The organism is Streptomyces sp. NPDC003393, assembly GCF_053589015.1.
Map to the genome: position 1 here is coordinate 15,161 of NZ_JBSFRB010000028.1, position 13,913 is coordinate 29,073.

13 protein-coding genes are annotated in these 13,913 nt (G+C 71.3%); 2 read left to right on the top strand and 11 right to left on the bottom strand.

The window, feature by feature from the left end:
* The first annotated feature begins 51 nt into the window (after positions 1–51).
* The gene (gene murQ / locus ACWDUZ_RS24705) at positions 52–948 is read left to right on the top strand and encodes an N-acetylmuramic acid 6-phosphate etherase (protein WP_451633977.1); all 897 of its coding nucleotides are present in this window, start codon (positions 52–54) and stop codon (positions 946–948) included.
* A 63-nt stretch (positions 949–1,011) separates the two neighbouring features.
* On the opposite strand, the gene ACWDUZ_RS24710 is transcribed toward murQ, so the two are convergent.
* From ACWDUZ_RS24710 to ACWDUZ_RS24750, 9 genes are all read right to left on the bottom strand, one after another.
* On the bottom strand, positions 1,012–3,870 hold the full coding sequence (locus ACWDUZ_RS24710; protein ID WP_451633978.1) for an FAD-binding and (Fe-S)-binding domain-containing protein: 2,859 nt from the start codon (positions 3,868–3,870) through the stop codon (positions 1,012–1,014).
* A gap of 146 nt (positions 3,871–4,016) precedes the next feature.
* Entirely contained in the window at positions 4,017–4,850 is an 834-nt protein-coding gene (locus ACWDUZ_RS24715; RefSeq protein ID WP_451633979.1) for a DUF6282 family protein, read from the bottom strand.
* Entirely contained in the window at positions 4,843–5,697 is an 855-nt protein-coding gene (locus ACWDUZ_RS24720; protein WP_451633980.1) for a carbon-nitrogen hydrolase family protein, read from the bottom strand. The genes ACWDUZ_RS24715 and ACWDUZ_RS24720 overlap by 8 nt, the downstream gene beginning before the upstream one ends.
* Entirely contained in the window at positions 5,694–6,644 is a 951-nt protein-coding gene (locus ACWDUZ_RS24725) for a glycine betaine ABC transporter substrate-binding protein (RefSeq protein WP_451633981.1), read from the bottom strand. Before ACWDUZ_RS24725 ends, ACWDUZ_RS24720 begins: the two co-directional genes overlap by 4 nt.
* A 58-nt stretch (positions 6,645–6,702) precedes the next feature.
* Positions 6,703–7,461 carry an ABC transporter permease gene (locus ACWDUZ_RS24730; RefSeq protein WP_451633982.1) on the bottom strand — a complete coding sequence of 253 codons (759 nt, stop codon included), beginning with the start codon at positions 7,459–7,461 and terminating at the stop codon, positions 6,703–6,705.
* A complete protein-coding gene (locus ACWDUZ_RS24735) occupies positions 7,458–8,462 on the bottom strand; it encodes an ABC transporter ATP-binding protein (protein ID WP_451633983.1) in 1,005 nt (334 codons plus the stop codon). Before ACWDUZ_RS24735 ends, ACWDUZ_RS24730 begins: the two co-directional genes overlap by 4 nt.
* The gene (locus ACWDUZ_RS24740) at positions 8,452–9,084 is read right to left on the bottom strand and encodes an ABC transporter permease (protein ID WP_451633984.1); all 633 of its coding nucleotides are present in this window, start codon (positions 9,082–9,084) and stop codon (positions 8,452–8,454) included. Before ACWDUZ_RS24740 ends, ACWDUZ_RS24735 begins: the two co-directional genes overlap by 11 nt.
* Before the next feature lie 202 nt (positions 9,085–9,286).
* On the bottom strand, positions 9,287–10,087 hold the full coding sequence (locus ACWDUZ_RS24745) for an IclR family transcriptional regulator (RefSeq protein WP_451633985.1): 801 nt from the start codon (positions 10,085–10,087) through the stop codon (positions 9,287–9,289).
* A gap of 92 nt (positions 10,088–10,179) precedes the next feature.
* On the bottom strand, positions 10,180–11,100 hold the full coding sequence (locus ACWDUZ_RS24750; protein WP_451633986.1) for an alpha/beta hydrolase: 921 nt from the start codon (positions 11,098–11,100) through the stop codon (positions 10,180–10,182).
* 415 nt (positions 11,101–11,515) lie between these two features.
* Between ACWDUZ_RS24750 and ACWDUZ_RS24755 the strand changes: the two genes are divergently transcribed.
* A complete protein-coding gene (locus tag ACWDUZ_RS24755) occupies positions 11,516–12,319 on the top strand; it encodes a thioesterase family protein (protein ID WP_451633987.1) in 804 nt (267 codons plus the stop codon).
* A 124-nt stretch (positions 12,320–12,443) separates the two neighbouring features.
* Here ACWDUZ_RS24755 and ACWDUZ_RS24760 read toward each other — a convergent pair whose 3' ends face one another.
* Both ACWDUZ_RS24760 and ACWDUZ_RS24765 read right to left on the bottom strand, forming a co-directional pair.
* Entirely contained in the window at positions 12,444–13,367 is a 924-nt protein-coding gene (locus ACWDUZ_RS24760) for a hypothetical protein (protein ID WP_451633988.1), read from the bottom strand.
* Positions 13,357–13,881, bottom strand: coding sequence for a DUF6114 domain-containing protein (locus ACWDUZ_RS24765; RefSeq protein WP_451633989.1), 525 nt, complete (start codon positions 13,879–13,881; stop codon positions 13,357–13,359). The genes ACWDUZ_RS24760 and ACWDUZ_RS24765 overlap by 11 nt, the downstream gene beginning before the upstream one ends.
* Between the last annotated feature and the right edge of the window lie 32 nt (positions 13,882–13,913).

A 13,913-nucleotide genomic window follows, 5' to 3' on the forward strand; every position in this document is an offset into this window, starting at 1 on the left:
CCGCCTGCGCGCGCCTCCCCTGAGCACCACCCCGAAAGGACGACCCGCCCCGTGGACCTCAGCACACTCGGCACCGAAACCCGCAACGACCGGACCGCCGAACTCGACCGCATGCCGGTCACCGAACTGCTCTCGGTCATGAACGCCGAGGACCAGACCGTCGCCCTCGCCGTACGCGACGCCCTCCCGGAGATCGGCGCCGCCGTCGAGGCGATCACCGAGTCGCTGCGGCGGGGCGGTCGGCTGATCTACCTCGGGGCCGGCACCAGCGGGCGTATCGGCCTGCTCGACGCCGTCGAGTGCCCGCCGACCTTCGGCACCTCCCCCGACCAGGTCGTGGGCCTGCTCTCCGGCGGCCCGAGCGCCTTCGTCACGGCGGTCGAGGGGGCGGAGGACGAGCCCGAGCGGGCGGTCGTGGACCTCGACGAGATCGGCGTGAACGAACGGGACACGGTCGTCGGGCTCGCCGCCAGCGGCCGCACGCCGTACGTCGTCGGCGGCCTGAAGCACGCCGCCGCCAAGGGCGCCGCCACCGTGTCGGTCGCCTGCAACCGCGACGCGCTGATCAGCCGTTACGCGGACATCCCGATCGAGGTCCCGACCGGCCCCGAGGTCCTCACCGGATCGACCCGCCTCAAGGGCGGCACCGCCGAGAAGATGGTCTGCAACATGCTCTCCACCGCCTCGATGGTGCGGGTCGGCAAGGTCTACGGCAACCTCATGGTCGACGTCCGGGCCAGTAACGACAAGCTCGTCGACCGGGCCCGCCGCATGGTCGTCCAGGCCACCGGTGCCGACCCCGAGACGGCCGCCGAGGCCCTGCGGGCGGCCGACGGCCATGCCAAGACCGCCGTCGTCATGCTCCTCGCCCACTGCACGGCCGCCGAGGCCGCCCGGCGCCTGGAGGCGTCGCACGGTGACACCCGGACGGCCGTCGGCCAGTCCTGACCAGGTGCGTCCCTCTCCGCGGCGCGGCCCCGCGCCGGGCGGGACCGCGTCACCTCGCGTCGGTCACCCGGCCGTGCGCCCTCCCCGCCGGAGGGCCTCGGCGAGGATCTGCACCAGGTGGCGGCCGTCCAGGCCGGCGAGGTCGCGCACCTGGGTGCGGCAGGAGAAGCCGTCGGCGAGGATCTGACGGTCCCCTCCGGCGGATGCCTTGGCGAGGATGCCGTCGCGCGCGATCTTCTCGGACAGCTCGTAGTGGCCCTTCTCCATGCCGAAGTTCCCGGCGAGACCGCAGCATCCCGCGGAGATCTCGACATCGCAGCCCATGGCCTCCAGGAGTGCCCGGTCCGCGTCGTATCCCATGACGGAGTAGTGGTGGCAGTGCGGCTGGACAAGGAGTTTGTGCGCCGCTCGGGGCGGCGTCCAGCCGATGGAGGTGAGGAACTCGGCGACGGTCCTGACCGAGCGGGACAGCTCCGCTGCGCGGGGGTCGTCGGGGAGGAGCTCGAGCAGGTCCGAGCGCAGCGTGGCGGTGCAGCTGGGCTCGAGGCCCACGACGGTCCGGCCCTCCCTGACATGGGGAAGCAGGACGTCGACGGTCTTTCGGAGAGCGGCCTTGGCGGCGGTGAGCTGGCCGGTGGAGACGAGGGTCAGTCCGCAGCAGGCGCCGGGGCCGGCGATCTCGACGTCGCACCCGGCGGCGAACAGCACCTCGAGGGCGTCCCGCGGGATGTCCGGGGCCAGAGCGTCCGAGAAGGAGTCGACCCAGAGCAGCACCTTGGGACCGCCCGGGGCGACACCGCCGGTTCTCGGCGGCTTCCGCCGGCGGAACGGCGTCCTGGGCAGCGGCGGCAGCGACCGGCGGGTGTCCGCGCCCATCATCGTCATCATCGCTTTGCGCAGCACCGGAATCCGGCCGGCGAGGTTGACGAGCGGAGCCAGCGGCGCGGCCAGCCTGAGCCACTGCGGAAGCCGGCCCAGCGTGTAGTGGCTGAGCGGGCGCAAGCGCCCCTGGTAGGTCCGGTGCAGGGCCTCCGACTTGAACATCGCCATGTCGATGCCGGTGGGGCAGTCGCTCGCGCAGGCCTTGCAGCTCAGGCACAGGTCGAGGGCCTCGTGAACCTCGGGAGAGGCCCAGCCTCGCGTGACCACGCCGCCGTTGAGCATCTCCTGGAGCGTCCGCGCGCGGCCCCTCGTGGAGTCCTTCTCGTCCCGTGTCGCGGTGTAGGAGGGACACATGAAGCCGCCCTGTCCGCGGAGATCGGCCCGGCACTTGCCCACCCCGACGCATCGGTGGACGGAGTCGGTGATGTTCCCGCCGTCGTGCGCGAAGGCGAAGCCGTCAGCGGCACGGAGCTCGAGCGCCTGGGGACGGCGCAGGTCCGCGTCCAGCGGAGCCGGGCGGACGACGACCCCTGGGTTCATGAGGTCCTCGGGATCAAGGAGGGCCTTGAACGCCTCCATCGCCCGCAGCGCTTCGGGGCTGTACATGGTGGGCAGCAGCTCGGAGCGGGCGCGCCCGTCCCCGTGTTCCCCGGACAACGAGCCGCCGTGCTCGGCGGCCAGGGCCGCGGCGCGCTGGAGGAACCTGCGCATGAGCCCGCCCCCGTTCTCCAGGGGAAAGTCGATGCGGACGTGCACGCATCCGTCGCCGAAGTGGCCGTAGGCCAGTCCGGACACCCCCTCCTCGGCCATGAGGGCCTCGAGCCCGCGCAGGTAGTCTCCGAGTCTTTCCGGGGGGACGGCGGAGTCCTCCCAGCCCGGCCAGGCCTGATGGCCGTCGGCGGTGCGTCCGGCGAGGCCGGCGCCGTCGGCGCGGATCTGCCAGAGCCTGGTCGCCTCGGGACCCGCGGGCAGGACCACCCAGTCGGTCGCGCCGGACGCGGCGACGAGCTTGTGCGCCGCCTCGACCGCGTCGTGTGAGGTCGCGCCGCCGACCTCGGCCATCAGCCATCCCCCGCCCGCGGGCAGCGGCGGGACGCCGGCGCCGCCGTGCGCCCGGCGGACGACGTCGACGAGTTGTGCGTCCAGGCCTTCCAGCGCGAGTGGCTCGAAGGGGAGCAGGTGCGGCACATCGTCGGCGGCGGCGGCCATGTCGCTGTAGCCGAGGACAGACAAGGCCGGCGCCGACGCGCGCGGGACGAGCCTGACGGTGGCTTCCAGGAGGATTCCGCAGCTTCCTTCGGTGCCGGTGAGGGCGGCCGCGAGGTTGCGTCCGTTCTCCGGCAGCAGGTGCTCGAGCGAGTAGCCGGAGATCTGGCGTCCGAAGCGTCCGAACTCGGTGCGCAGCACGGCCATGTGCTCCGAGACGAAGGCGTCGAGACCGGGAACCGCGGTGAACGCGCCGGTTCCCGAGCCGGCGGTGACGACCTCGCCGCGGCCGGTCAGCCAGGTCATCGAGACCACGTTGTCGGCGGTACGTCCGTAGGAGAGACCGTGCGGACCGCAGGCGTTGTTGCCGATCATCCCGCCGATGGTGCAGCGGGAGGCGGTGGACGGATCGGGGCCGAACCGCAGCCCGAAGGGCAGGGCCGCGTCCTGGAGCGTGCTCAGGACGACCCCGGGCTCCACCACGGCCGTGGAGGACTCGGGGTCGATCGAGAGGACACGGTGCATGAACCGGGAGAAGTCGATGACGAGGCCGGGGCCCACGGCGTTGCCTGCGCAGGAGGTGCCGGCACCCCTGACGGTGACGGGAACGCGGTGCGCGCGGGCGATCCGGACGGCCGCCACCACGTCGTCCTTCGATCTGGGTGTGAGCACCGCCAGCGGGACGACCCGGTAGTTCGATGCGTCGGTCGCATAGAGCGCCGTGGTCAGGGACGAGTCGTCGACCAGGCCGCCGAGGCGCGCGCGAAGGCCGTCCAGGAACGCCTCGGCGTCGACCGAGGGACTGTCTGTTGCGTCTGTCGGGGTTGAGGCCATCTCCTGCTGTACTCCTGCTGTTGCTGCGCCTGGATGTGCTGGTGTCGGTGGGGAGGCACGCGGCGGGGTGGTTGTCCGCGGCGCGTCCGCGCGAGCCTGCGGCCGGGCCCGGACCGCGGCGGCTTCTCCGGGCTCGGCCGTCGCCGTCAGGGGAGAACGAGCCTCCTGGGCGTGTCGCCGGCGGCGTCCCGAAGCAGTCCAGGGTCCAGTCCCTGACCGGCGAGGGTGTCGATGAGCTGGTCGAGGGCCATGGGGGGCTGCGGGCTGTCGGGCTGTCCGGCGTCGGAGGCGAGGACCAGTCGTGGCCCCGCTGCCCGCGCGACGGCGGCCAGCCTGGAGGCTGTCATCCCCGGCTGGTGGAGGAGTTGGTACGCGGTGATCTCGACGTAGGCGCCCCTGCCGGCGAGTTCGGCGATCTCCGGCACGGCCATGTCGGGGACGGTGTAGGAGGGGTGCGTGAGCAGGAATCTGCTGATGCCCCGGTCGAGGGCCTGTTCCAGCAGCCACCCGCACTCCGCTCCGCTGAGATGCCCGGTGCACAGCACGGCATCGTGCTCGGCGATCAGGTCCAGGACGAGGCCGATGTTGTTCGCGGCCTCGTCGTCCGCGGACAGGACCGGGGGAACGGCCAGCACGGAGCGGTCCAGTCGCTGGTCCAGGTCCCCCAGCCGCGGCAGGTGGGCGCTCTCCTGGGTGTGGGCGTCCGCGGTGGGAAACCACACGACCCGGCCGCCCGTGGACAGAGCCGAGAGGACGGCCGCCGGGTTGATTCCGCCCACGGCACGGTTGAGGACGACTCCCCCGACGACGTCCAGCCCCGAGGAGCGGTGCAGGGCACTGGCCCGGCCCACGGTGGACTCGTGGTGCGCCTTCAGGACGAAGCCGCTGTAACCCGCGGCGGCGTAGCTCGCGCCGATCTGGTCGTCGTAGCCGATCCGTTCCAGCACGTCGGGGGCGGCATGGACATGGACGTCAAACACGCGTCTGCTCCCGTTCGGGGATGTGGTGGGCGCCGAGCGCGGCGGCCAGAAACCCGGTCCGGGACTCCGCGAGCACGGGGACGTCCTGGCGCAGTCGGCGCAGGGCCGTCATGTCGAGTTCGGCCACGGCGGTCCCCGGCCGGTCTCCGAGGCGGGCGAGCACGCCGCCGTCGGGGCCCAGGACGCGTGAGCCGCCCCAGAACCGGTTTCCCTCGTCCGTGCCGCAACGGTTGACGAAGACGACGTAGCACTGCAGCAGCACGGCGGCGTGCTCCAGGATCACCTCCCAGGTGCGGCGGATTCCCGTGGGGTCGGCGCCCTCCATGCTGGCCACGGGTACGACGAGTACCTCGGCTCCGCCGTGGGCGGCCAGCCAGGGGACGACGGGGTGCCACATGTCGTTGCAGATGGCGGTGGCGATGGTGGCGGTGCCGATGTCGGCGGTCGGCAGTTCGGTGCCGGGCTGGAACGTCAGGTGCTCGTTCCACGGCGCGTACGAGACGGGATGCAGCTTGCGCTGAAGGTGCCGGACGCCTGTCACGGGGTCGGTCAGGAGGTAGGTGTTCCAGGGCAGACCGGAGTCGTTTCGCTCGGCGAAGCCCACCGCGACCCCTTGCGAGGTGAGTCCCGCGAGCCGGGGGTCGTCGCTCGTGAACAGGTCCGACTCGCTGTGGGGGGTGAATCCGTAGCCGTTGACGGACAGCTCCGGGGTGAGGGCGAGGTCGACCGGGCCGAGGCCGGCGCGCAGTTCGGCGATGTGGGCGAGGTTGTCCTCCACGGCGCCGAAGACCGGCGCGGTCTGGAGGAGTCCGACGCGCAGCGTCCCGGACGCGGGCCCGCTCGTCACTTCAGCTTGTTGTCGCTGAGCCACTGGCTTGCGACCTCCTCGGGAGTCTTGCCGTCGACGTCGATCCGTGCGTTGAGTTTCTGCAGCTGGGACGTGGTGAGCAGCTTGCTCACCGGGGCCATCACCGTCGATATGTCCGGATTCTTGTGCAGGACGGCGCCTCGTACGTCGAGCGAGAGGTTGTAGGGCGGGAAGTATTTCTTGTCGTCCTTCAGGACGGTCAGCCCGAGGGCGGAGATCCTGCCGTCGGTGGCGAAGACCTCACCGAAGTCGCAGGGGTTGCCCTTGGCGACGGCGTTGTAGATCGGCCCTTCCGCGAGCTCGGCCACCTTGTCCTTGGGGAGCCGGAAGCCGTAGGTCTTCTGCAGCCCGGGCCACCCGTCGTCGCGGCCGAAGAACTCCGAGGCGCCGCAGAAGCCGGCGCTTCCGGGGTCTGCCGCGGCGAGCCTGGCGTAGTCGGACAGGGTGGAGACATGGAGCTTCTTCGCCGTCTGCGTCTTCGCCGCGACCGCGTAGGTGTTGTTCGCCGCCGCGGGCGGCAGCCACACCACGTCGTTCCTGGCCTTGTCCATGGCGCTGAGCTTCCGGTACAGGGTCTGCGGGTCGGTGACGGCCTCCTTCTGCTGCAGGGCCAGCCAGCCGGAACCGGTGTACTCCCAGTACATGTCGACCGCGCCGCTGGTCAGTGCCGCGCGGACGGCGTTGGTTCCGCTCATGCCGCACGTGCGCTTGACCTTCGCTCCCTGTGACTCGAGCCGCTGGGCGGTGATCTCACACAAGAGCAGCTGCTCGGTGAAGTTCTTGGAAGCGACATTCAGGGTGACGCCCTTGAGGGGGCCGTCCTCGGCGGGGCCGCCGCCTCGGCCGGGGGGACTGCTGGTGAGGGCGCAGCCACTGCTCAGCGCGGCGCACAGCAGGGCTACGGCCGCGGGCATGACCTTGCGCATGCGAAACACCTCCTACGGTGAGGAACGGGGGTCGGGGGTTACGGGAGCGAGCTCGGTCTCAGATGCCGCGCGGGCGCAGCACACGCTCGGCCAGGCCGGCCAGCCAGTCGACGGTCAGGGCCAGGGCCATCGTGAGGGCGCTGCCGACGATGAGCACCGGCATCCGGTCGAGGGCGATGCCGGAGGAGATGACGGAGCCGAGGCCTCCGGCGTTGGTGAACGCCGCGAGGGTGGCCACGCCGACGTTCAGGATCAGTGCCACGCGGATGCCGGCCAGCATCACCGGGACGGCCAGGGGCAGTTCGATGGTGCGCAGCACCTCCGCGGCACTCATCCCCATTCCGCGGCCCGCGTCGATCAGCGCGGGGTCGACCTGCCGGATCCCCACCATGGTGTTGCGCAGCACGGGAAGGAGGGCGTACAGCACCAGCGCCACCACCGCCATCCAGAAGCCCACGCCGAAGATCATGGCCAGCACGACCAGCACTCCGATGGACGGCACCGCCTGGCTGGCGTTGGCCGCCGCGAGCACGATCGCGCCGGCCCTCTTGGTGCGGGGCCTGGTCAGGAGCACTCCCAGGGGGACGCCGATCGCGATGGTCAGGACCGTCGACGCGACGACGAGCTGAACGTGCTCCCAGAGCGCGGTCAGGACGACGTCGGGTGCCAGACTGCGCGCCTCGATGGAGTCCATGTGGAGGGAGTGGACATAGGCCCAGACGACGCCCAGCAGGACCAGCACGACCAGTGGCAGGGCCCATGTGCTGGAGCGGGGCGTGCCGGGTGCGGGGACTTCCTCGACTGCCGCGCTGCTCATGACAGCACCTTCGTCGGCTGAGCGGCGCAGGTGAGCAGGGTCTGGAGATCCAGGCAGCGGCTGCCGCCCCCGGCGACGTCGACCTTGATGCCCTCCGCGCCGGAGGCCAGCACGAGTTCGAGCGCCCTGTGGACGGTCTCGGCGGCATCGACCGGAACCACGTTCGCCGTGCCGGGCAGGTCGGCGGGGGACGACTCGACGACGTCCGAGACCGTCAGGAGGGACAGCCTGCGGACCGATGCGCCCGAGCCGACGAAGTCGCGGACGAAGTCGTCGGCGGGATCGCTCAGGATCGCCAACGGCGTGTCGAACTGGGCCAGGCGGGAGCCGGGGCCGAAGACGGCGATGCGGTCGCCCAGTCGCAGTGCCTCGTCGATGTCGTGAGTGACCATCACGATCGTCTTGCGGATACGGGTCTGGAGTTGCAGGAACTCCGCCTGCAGCTTCTCCCGCACGATGGGGTCGACGGCGCCGAACGGTTCGTCCATCAGCATCACCGGCGGGTCCGCGGCGAGGGCCCGGGCCACACCGACCCGCTGCTGCTGTCCGCCGGAGAGCTGCTTGGGGTACCGGCCGGCGTAGACGGCCGGATCGAGCCCGACCAGCTCCAGCAGTTCCTCCGCCCGCCGATGACGCTCCGACTTCTTCGCCCCGAGCATCTTGGGCACCAGAGCGACGTTGTCGGCGATGGTCAGGTGGGGCAGCAGGCCGATCTGCTGGATGACGTAGCCGATGCCGCGGCGCAGACTGTCCACGTCGGCGTGGGTGACGTCCTTGCCGTCGATGAAGATCCGTCCCCGGGTCGGCTCGACCAGGCGGTTGATCATTCGCAGAGTGGTGGTCTTGCCGCATCCGGACGGGCCGACCAGGACGACGAACTCTCCTCGCCCGATCTCCATCGACAGCTCCGAGACGGCTGCCTCGGCCTGACCTGGGTACTGTTTCGAGACGCCGTCAAGGAAGATCATGGCGTCCTGGCTCGGGGCGGGCCTATCTGACATTCAGTCCTCGCAGAGCGGTGATCTTGGCTATCACGATGAACAACAGGTCGAGAATCAGAGCGACGAGTACCACTCCGATCACTCCCGAGAGGGCTTCCTCCAGGGCGTTCGCTCCCCCGATGCGCTCCAGGCCCCGGAAGATCTCCTGGCCCAGGCCGGGGCCGTGCACGACGGCTCCGATGGCCGCCGTCGCGACCAGCATGATCGTCGCCGTCCGGATCCCGTTGAGGATGACGGGCCAGGCAAGAGGCAGGACGACGGTGCGCATCCTGCGGCCCGCGCTCATGCCGAGGCCGCGTGCGGCCTCGACGACGGCGGGGTCGACCGCCTCGATGCCGGTGACCGTGTTGCGCAGGATCGGGAAGACGCCGTAGACGGCGAGGGCCACGATCGTCGGTGCGACGCCGAGCCCCAGGAGCGGGATCATGAGGGCGAACAAGGCGAAGGACGGGATGGTCAGCAGGGTTCCCGTCAGGGACAGCAGCGCGTGCCGCAGACGCGGGGCGGACTGGGTGAGGAGGGCGAGCCCGATCCCGATGACGGCGGAGATCCCGACGCTGACCAGCACGAGTTCGATGTGCTGCTCCGTCAGGAACAACAGCAGGTCGGCGTTGTCGGTCATATAGGCGACGAGTCTCATCGGCCGGCCGGGCCTTTCCGGTCACGGCGCGAGGCCGCGGCCAGGAGCGGCCGGCGCGGGCCGGTGGCGCCGGACTCGGTGAGCGGTTGGGCTGGATGTTCCATGGTTGTCGTCCTGGGCTCTGGTCGATGGGTGTCTGTGGTCGTCCCGCGAGGGACGGGTACCGGCGGGTGCCGGCGGCCGTTCAGGGATCGCCCGGGTCGGCGCCGGAGCGCACGTCGGAGCAGAGGGAGGCCTGCAGGGCCTGCACCGTCGAGAGCAGGTGGCCGGCGAACGCCTTGATGCGCGGCTCGATCCGGAACGCCGGGCCGGAGATGTTCACCGCGGCGTCGATCCGGCCGGAGAAGCCCCGCACCGGCACCCCTATGCCCAGCAGTTCCGGATCGAAGATCCGGTTCGCCACCGTGTATCCCCGTTCCCGGGCCTGCTGTACGCGAGCCAGGAACTCGCGGGCTGCGCGAGGCGAGACCCCGTCCTCCCGCTGGACCATGGCGAGGATGTGCTCGTCGTCGTGGTCGAGCAACAGGGCCATGCCACTGGAACTCTTGTGCACGGGCACCGTGCGGCCCACCCAGTCCACGGCCTCGATCGAGCGTCGCGAGCTCTCCGAGTGCACGGTGAGCACCTCGCCGTCGCTGAGAACGGTCAGGTAGCTGCGCTCCCGCACGGTCTCGGACAGTCTGAGCAGCAACGGGGCCGCGAGTGTGGTCAGCCGCTGGTCTCCCGCGCGCACCGCCAGCGCGAACAGGCGCCAGCTCAGCTCGTACCGGCCCGAGGGGCGCCTGGCGATCAGACCTGCCTCGAGCAGACTCCTCAGCTGCCGGGAGACCACGGACTTCTCCCGCCCCAGTGCCCTGGCCACGTCCGCGACGCTCATTCCGTCCGGGAACGCGGCAGGGTCGGCCGAGGAGAGTGCGTCCAGTATCGCCATCACCCGCGAAGCGCCGCTCTGCGCCGCGGGACCACGCTTCTGCTCCAGAACCATCCCGGCACCTTAGAAACAGGTTGTGAAACACGCAACGGCGTGTTGCATGTTCTGCATCACAGGGCGGCGGGGCGCCCGCTGCGCGGTCGCGGTCAGGCCGAGACGCTTCGGTCCGGAGCGACGCGGGCGTTGAAGGCCTCGTCGAAGAAGTCCCTCAGGCGGTCGCACAGGAGCAGGAACTCAGGGTGGTCGCTGTACATGAAGTCGTTGTGCCGCCCGTCGACCGTGTAGAGGGTCTTGGGTGAAGCGGCGGAGGCGTACAGGGACAGAGCCTCGTCGTAGGGGTGCAGCGTGTTGCGCTCGCCGTGGGCGATGAACAGCGGTGTGGGCGAGAGGCCGGCCACCACGCTCTCGACCTTCAGGTCCATGATGGACTCGGTGAACTGCAGCCGCGTCGGGTGCCCGAAGCCGTAGACCTGGGCCAGCTCCTTCTGGACGTAGTCATCGGTCGCGGGGTCCAGCGGGTAGTGGACAAAGGTGTCCGCGAGCTTGGACTCGCCCTGGAGGACCCGGCGCACCCGGTCCTCCCGCACCTCGTCGACGATCTTCAGATACTCGTCGTAGGTGTGGATGGACTTCAGCCAGCGCTCCCCGTCGTAGAAGCCGTTCAGGGCGGCCACGCCGGCGACATCGCCACCCTTCTCGGCGGCGAGGACGACGTTCGCGGCCCCCATGCCCCAGCCGACGAGGCCGACACGGCGGGGGTCGACGTCCTCCTGTGCGCGGATGAACGTCACGGCGTTGCGCACGTCCTGGACCTGCTCCTCGATGAGGACCCGGCCCTTCTCGCCCTCGCTGTCGGCCATGCCCCGGTAGTCGAAGCCCAGGCAGACGAACCCGCGCTCGGTCATCCGACCGGCGAACATCTTCGGGTAGAACTCGTTGAACCCCTGGTAGCCGGAGTTGATGACCAGGGCCGGGTGCTGCCCGCCCTCCGGCAGATCGTCGGGGTAGTAGACGGTGGCCTTGAGGCGGCTGCCCTCGCTGTAGAAAGTCGTTTCCTTCTCGATCACCGCGGTGCTCCTTGCGCTTGGTGCGTTCGACGGGTTCACCTTCGGCATACGATGCAGTGAGCGCAATGACACGATGCGTTTTCTGCAACCTCCGGGTGTCCGGCACCACTTCGGGCTTCGGGTGTTCCGGATGAGGTGGGTGCGCCGGGCATGCCGCCCTCCGGCCCGGTGCGTTCCCTCGGCCGGTCGCACCGGAGCGGCCGTGGCCCGGGTGGGGCGCACCCGCGACGGATCTCGGAGCACGCACGTACCGCAGGTGGACGCGTTCATCCATGCGCTGGTGTTCCGGCGGCATCGCGGCACTCTGAACAGCGTTCGACATCACGAACGACGGCTGCGGCGCAGTCGGTCTCGGTACCGGCGTCTATCGTCGTCCTGCTCGACACCCTGTGAAGCACCAGAGGAGAACCCTCCGTTGACCTCCCACTCCGACACCGGCAGCTACTACACCCGGATCGACGCGTCCCGCTACAAGCCCACGGCGCACGCCGGTGGCGCCTGGGACCCGGACGAGCAGCACTTCAGCCCGCTCGGCGGCCTCGTGGCCCACGCCGTGGACCGTCACGTGGCCGCGCGCCCCGACGGCGGTCGGCTGCTGCCCGCCCGGATCAGCTACGACATTCTCGGCCGCCTCGCCCTCGACGAGTGCGAGATCGAGGTAGAGACCGTCCGGCCCGGCCGCACCATCGAACTCCTCGAAGCCACCGTCCGCATCGCCGACCGTCCGGTGGTCAGGGCCCGCGTCTGGCTCCTCGCCGCCCTCGACACCTCGGCCGTCGCCGGTGACCCCGCCGAGCGGCTCACCCCACCGGAGCGACTCGCCCCCTGGCCGATGAGCGAGCTGTGGCCCGGCGGTTACATCGCCTCCCTCGACGTCCGGCCCCTCACGCCGCCGCGGCCCGGCCGCACCACCGCCTGGGTGTCCACCCCGCTCTCCCTGGTGGCCGGCGAGACCAGCAGCCCGCTCGCGTCCTACCTCGCCCTGGTGGACACGGCCAACGGCATCGCCGTACGGCAGCCGCCCACCGCGTGGATGTTCCCCAACGTCGACCTGACCGTCCACCTCCACCGGCAGCCCGTGGGCGACTGGACCGGCCTGGACACCACCGTCACCTTCGGCCCCACCGGCCAGGGCCTCACCAGCACCGTCCTGCACGACACCACCGGCCCGGTGGGCCACGCCCAGCAGATACTCACCGTCCGCCCCCTGGCCCACTGACCGGCTGTTGCGTCCGTCTCCGGCCACGGGACCGGTCCGGGTTCGAAGGAGCGGCGGGCGGCAGCCCGAAGGGCGGCCCGTTCGCCTGCCCGGCGTTCCGAGCGCGGCCCGGCGCGCCGGGCGGTCACCCCGCCCCGACGCGGATCAGTGCCCCCGCGAGGGACAGGTGGGCGCCGGACTGTGCGAGGGGGGAAACGGTCACGTCCACGAAGGTGAGGCTGCGTGCGGGGGTGGGCGGCCCCGCCAGCCAGTAGGGCACGGAGCCGGGTGTGACGGTGACGGTGCGCTCGGCCGGGAGCGGGGTGCCGCCGAGGGCCGTGAGCGTGCCGGACAGCGAGCGGACGTAGAGCGTCACCTCGTTGTCTTCGCCCCGGCCCTCGAGCGTGGACGTGCTACCGGCTCCCGTCCGCAGCCGCATCACCGCGCGGCCCCGGCCCACGGTCATGTCGAGGCTGACGACGTCCACCGACCGCGCGGTGAACTTCAGCGACTCGACAGCGCCGGCCCCCGTGCGTACGACGACGACGCCGCGGAACACGGCGGCCCGCAGTACGAGTCGGTCGGCGCGCACCGTCCAGGGGACCTCCGCGGGGCGAACGGCCGGCTGCTCGGCCGGCGGTGCGCCGGAGGGCGAGGGCGAGGTGCCCGTCACCGCCGGCGTGGAACTCCCGGACGCCTGCGCCTCGGGCGCGGGGGTCGCCACGTCGGCATCGGAGATCGCCGGCCAGGAACCGGCCGGGCTGGGGACCGTGCTCCTGGGGGCCGGTGTGATGCCGGGTGACGGCGGTGGGGTGAGCCCGGGTGCCGGCAGGCCGCTCACCACTGCCATGGGAGTGCCCGTCCCGCCGGGGGTGGCGAACGGAGCCACCGGCGAGGGCCAGGGGGCGGGAAGGTGCAGGGCCAACGGCACGGTGGCCAGGGCGAGCGCGCGGGCGACGGGCCGTGGCGTCCGGCCGGACGCCAGACCGAAGAACGGCCGGACAGGGCCCGGCCGGCGGGGTGCGGGGCCGTGACGGTGCGTGTCCCGGGGGGCGCGGTCAGGTGCCACGTCGGCTCTCTCCCGACGGCACGGTCGTGGACTCCTGGTGCGCGGTGACCGGGGGCGGTTCGGTCGCGGTGGGCGGTTCGGTGTCGTCGGGCGGGATCCAGGAGCAGGCGAGACTGCCGCCGACCAGGCCGCTGATCAGCCCGAGGAACAGGCCGCCGAGGTTGGCGACGGAAAAGGAGACGAGGGTGAGCAGCAGCGTGCTGATCCCCGCGAACACGCGAAGATGGGGGCGGGACCAGAGGGTGAGGCCCAGGACGACGAGCAGGGTTCCGATGACCAGGGATCCGGCGCCGGATGTGGTCGACAGGGCCAGCGGGATTCTGCCCAGGTTCAGGTCGGCGTACGGCCAGTACAGGATGGGCAGGCCCGCCGCCGACGTGAACAGCCCGGCCCAGAAGGGGCGTTCGCCGCGCCAGGTTCTGAATGCGCGCCGGGCGCGCGCCACGAGGACACGCGGGCGGGGGCGTGGGCCGGAGTGCGCTCGCGGGCGTCCGGTGGGGCGGTGAGGGATCACGTACCGTCCTGGTCAGCGGTGCCGCGTGCACG

What these genes read in the sequence shown, in the direction of transcription:
- ACWDUZ_RS24710 (WP_451633978.1), bottom strand. Translation starts at nt 3,870, where the DNA reads ATGGCCTCAACCCCGACAGACGCAACAGACAGTCCCTCGGTCGACGCC.
- ACWDUZ_RS24725 (WP_451633981.1), bottom strand. Translation starts at nt 6,644, where the DNA reads ATGCGCAAGGTCATGCCCGCGGCCGTAGCCCTGCTGTGCGCCGCGCTG.
- ACWDUZ_RS24730 (WP_451633982.1), bottom strand. Translation starts at nt 7,461, where the DNA reads ATGAGCAGCGCGGCAGTCGAGGAAGTCCCCGCACCCGGCACGCCCCGC.
- ACWDUZ_RS24735 (WP_451633983.1), bottom strand. Translation starts at nt 8,462, where the DNA reads ATGTCAGATAGGCCCGCCCCGAGCCAGGACGCCATGATCTTCCTTGAC.
- ACWDUZ_RS24740 (WP_451633984.1), bottom strand. Translation starts at nt 9,084, where the DNA reads ATGACCGACAACGCCGACCTGCTGTTGTTCCTGACGGAGCAGCACATC.
- ACWDUZ_RS24745 (WP_451633985.1), bottom strand. Translation starts at nt 10,087, where the DNA reads ATGGTTCTGGAGCAGAAGCGTGGTCCCGCGGCGCAGAGCGGCGCTTCG.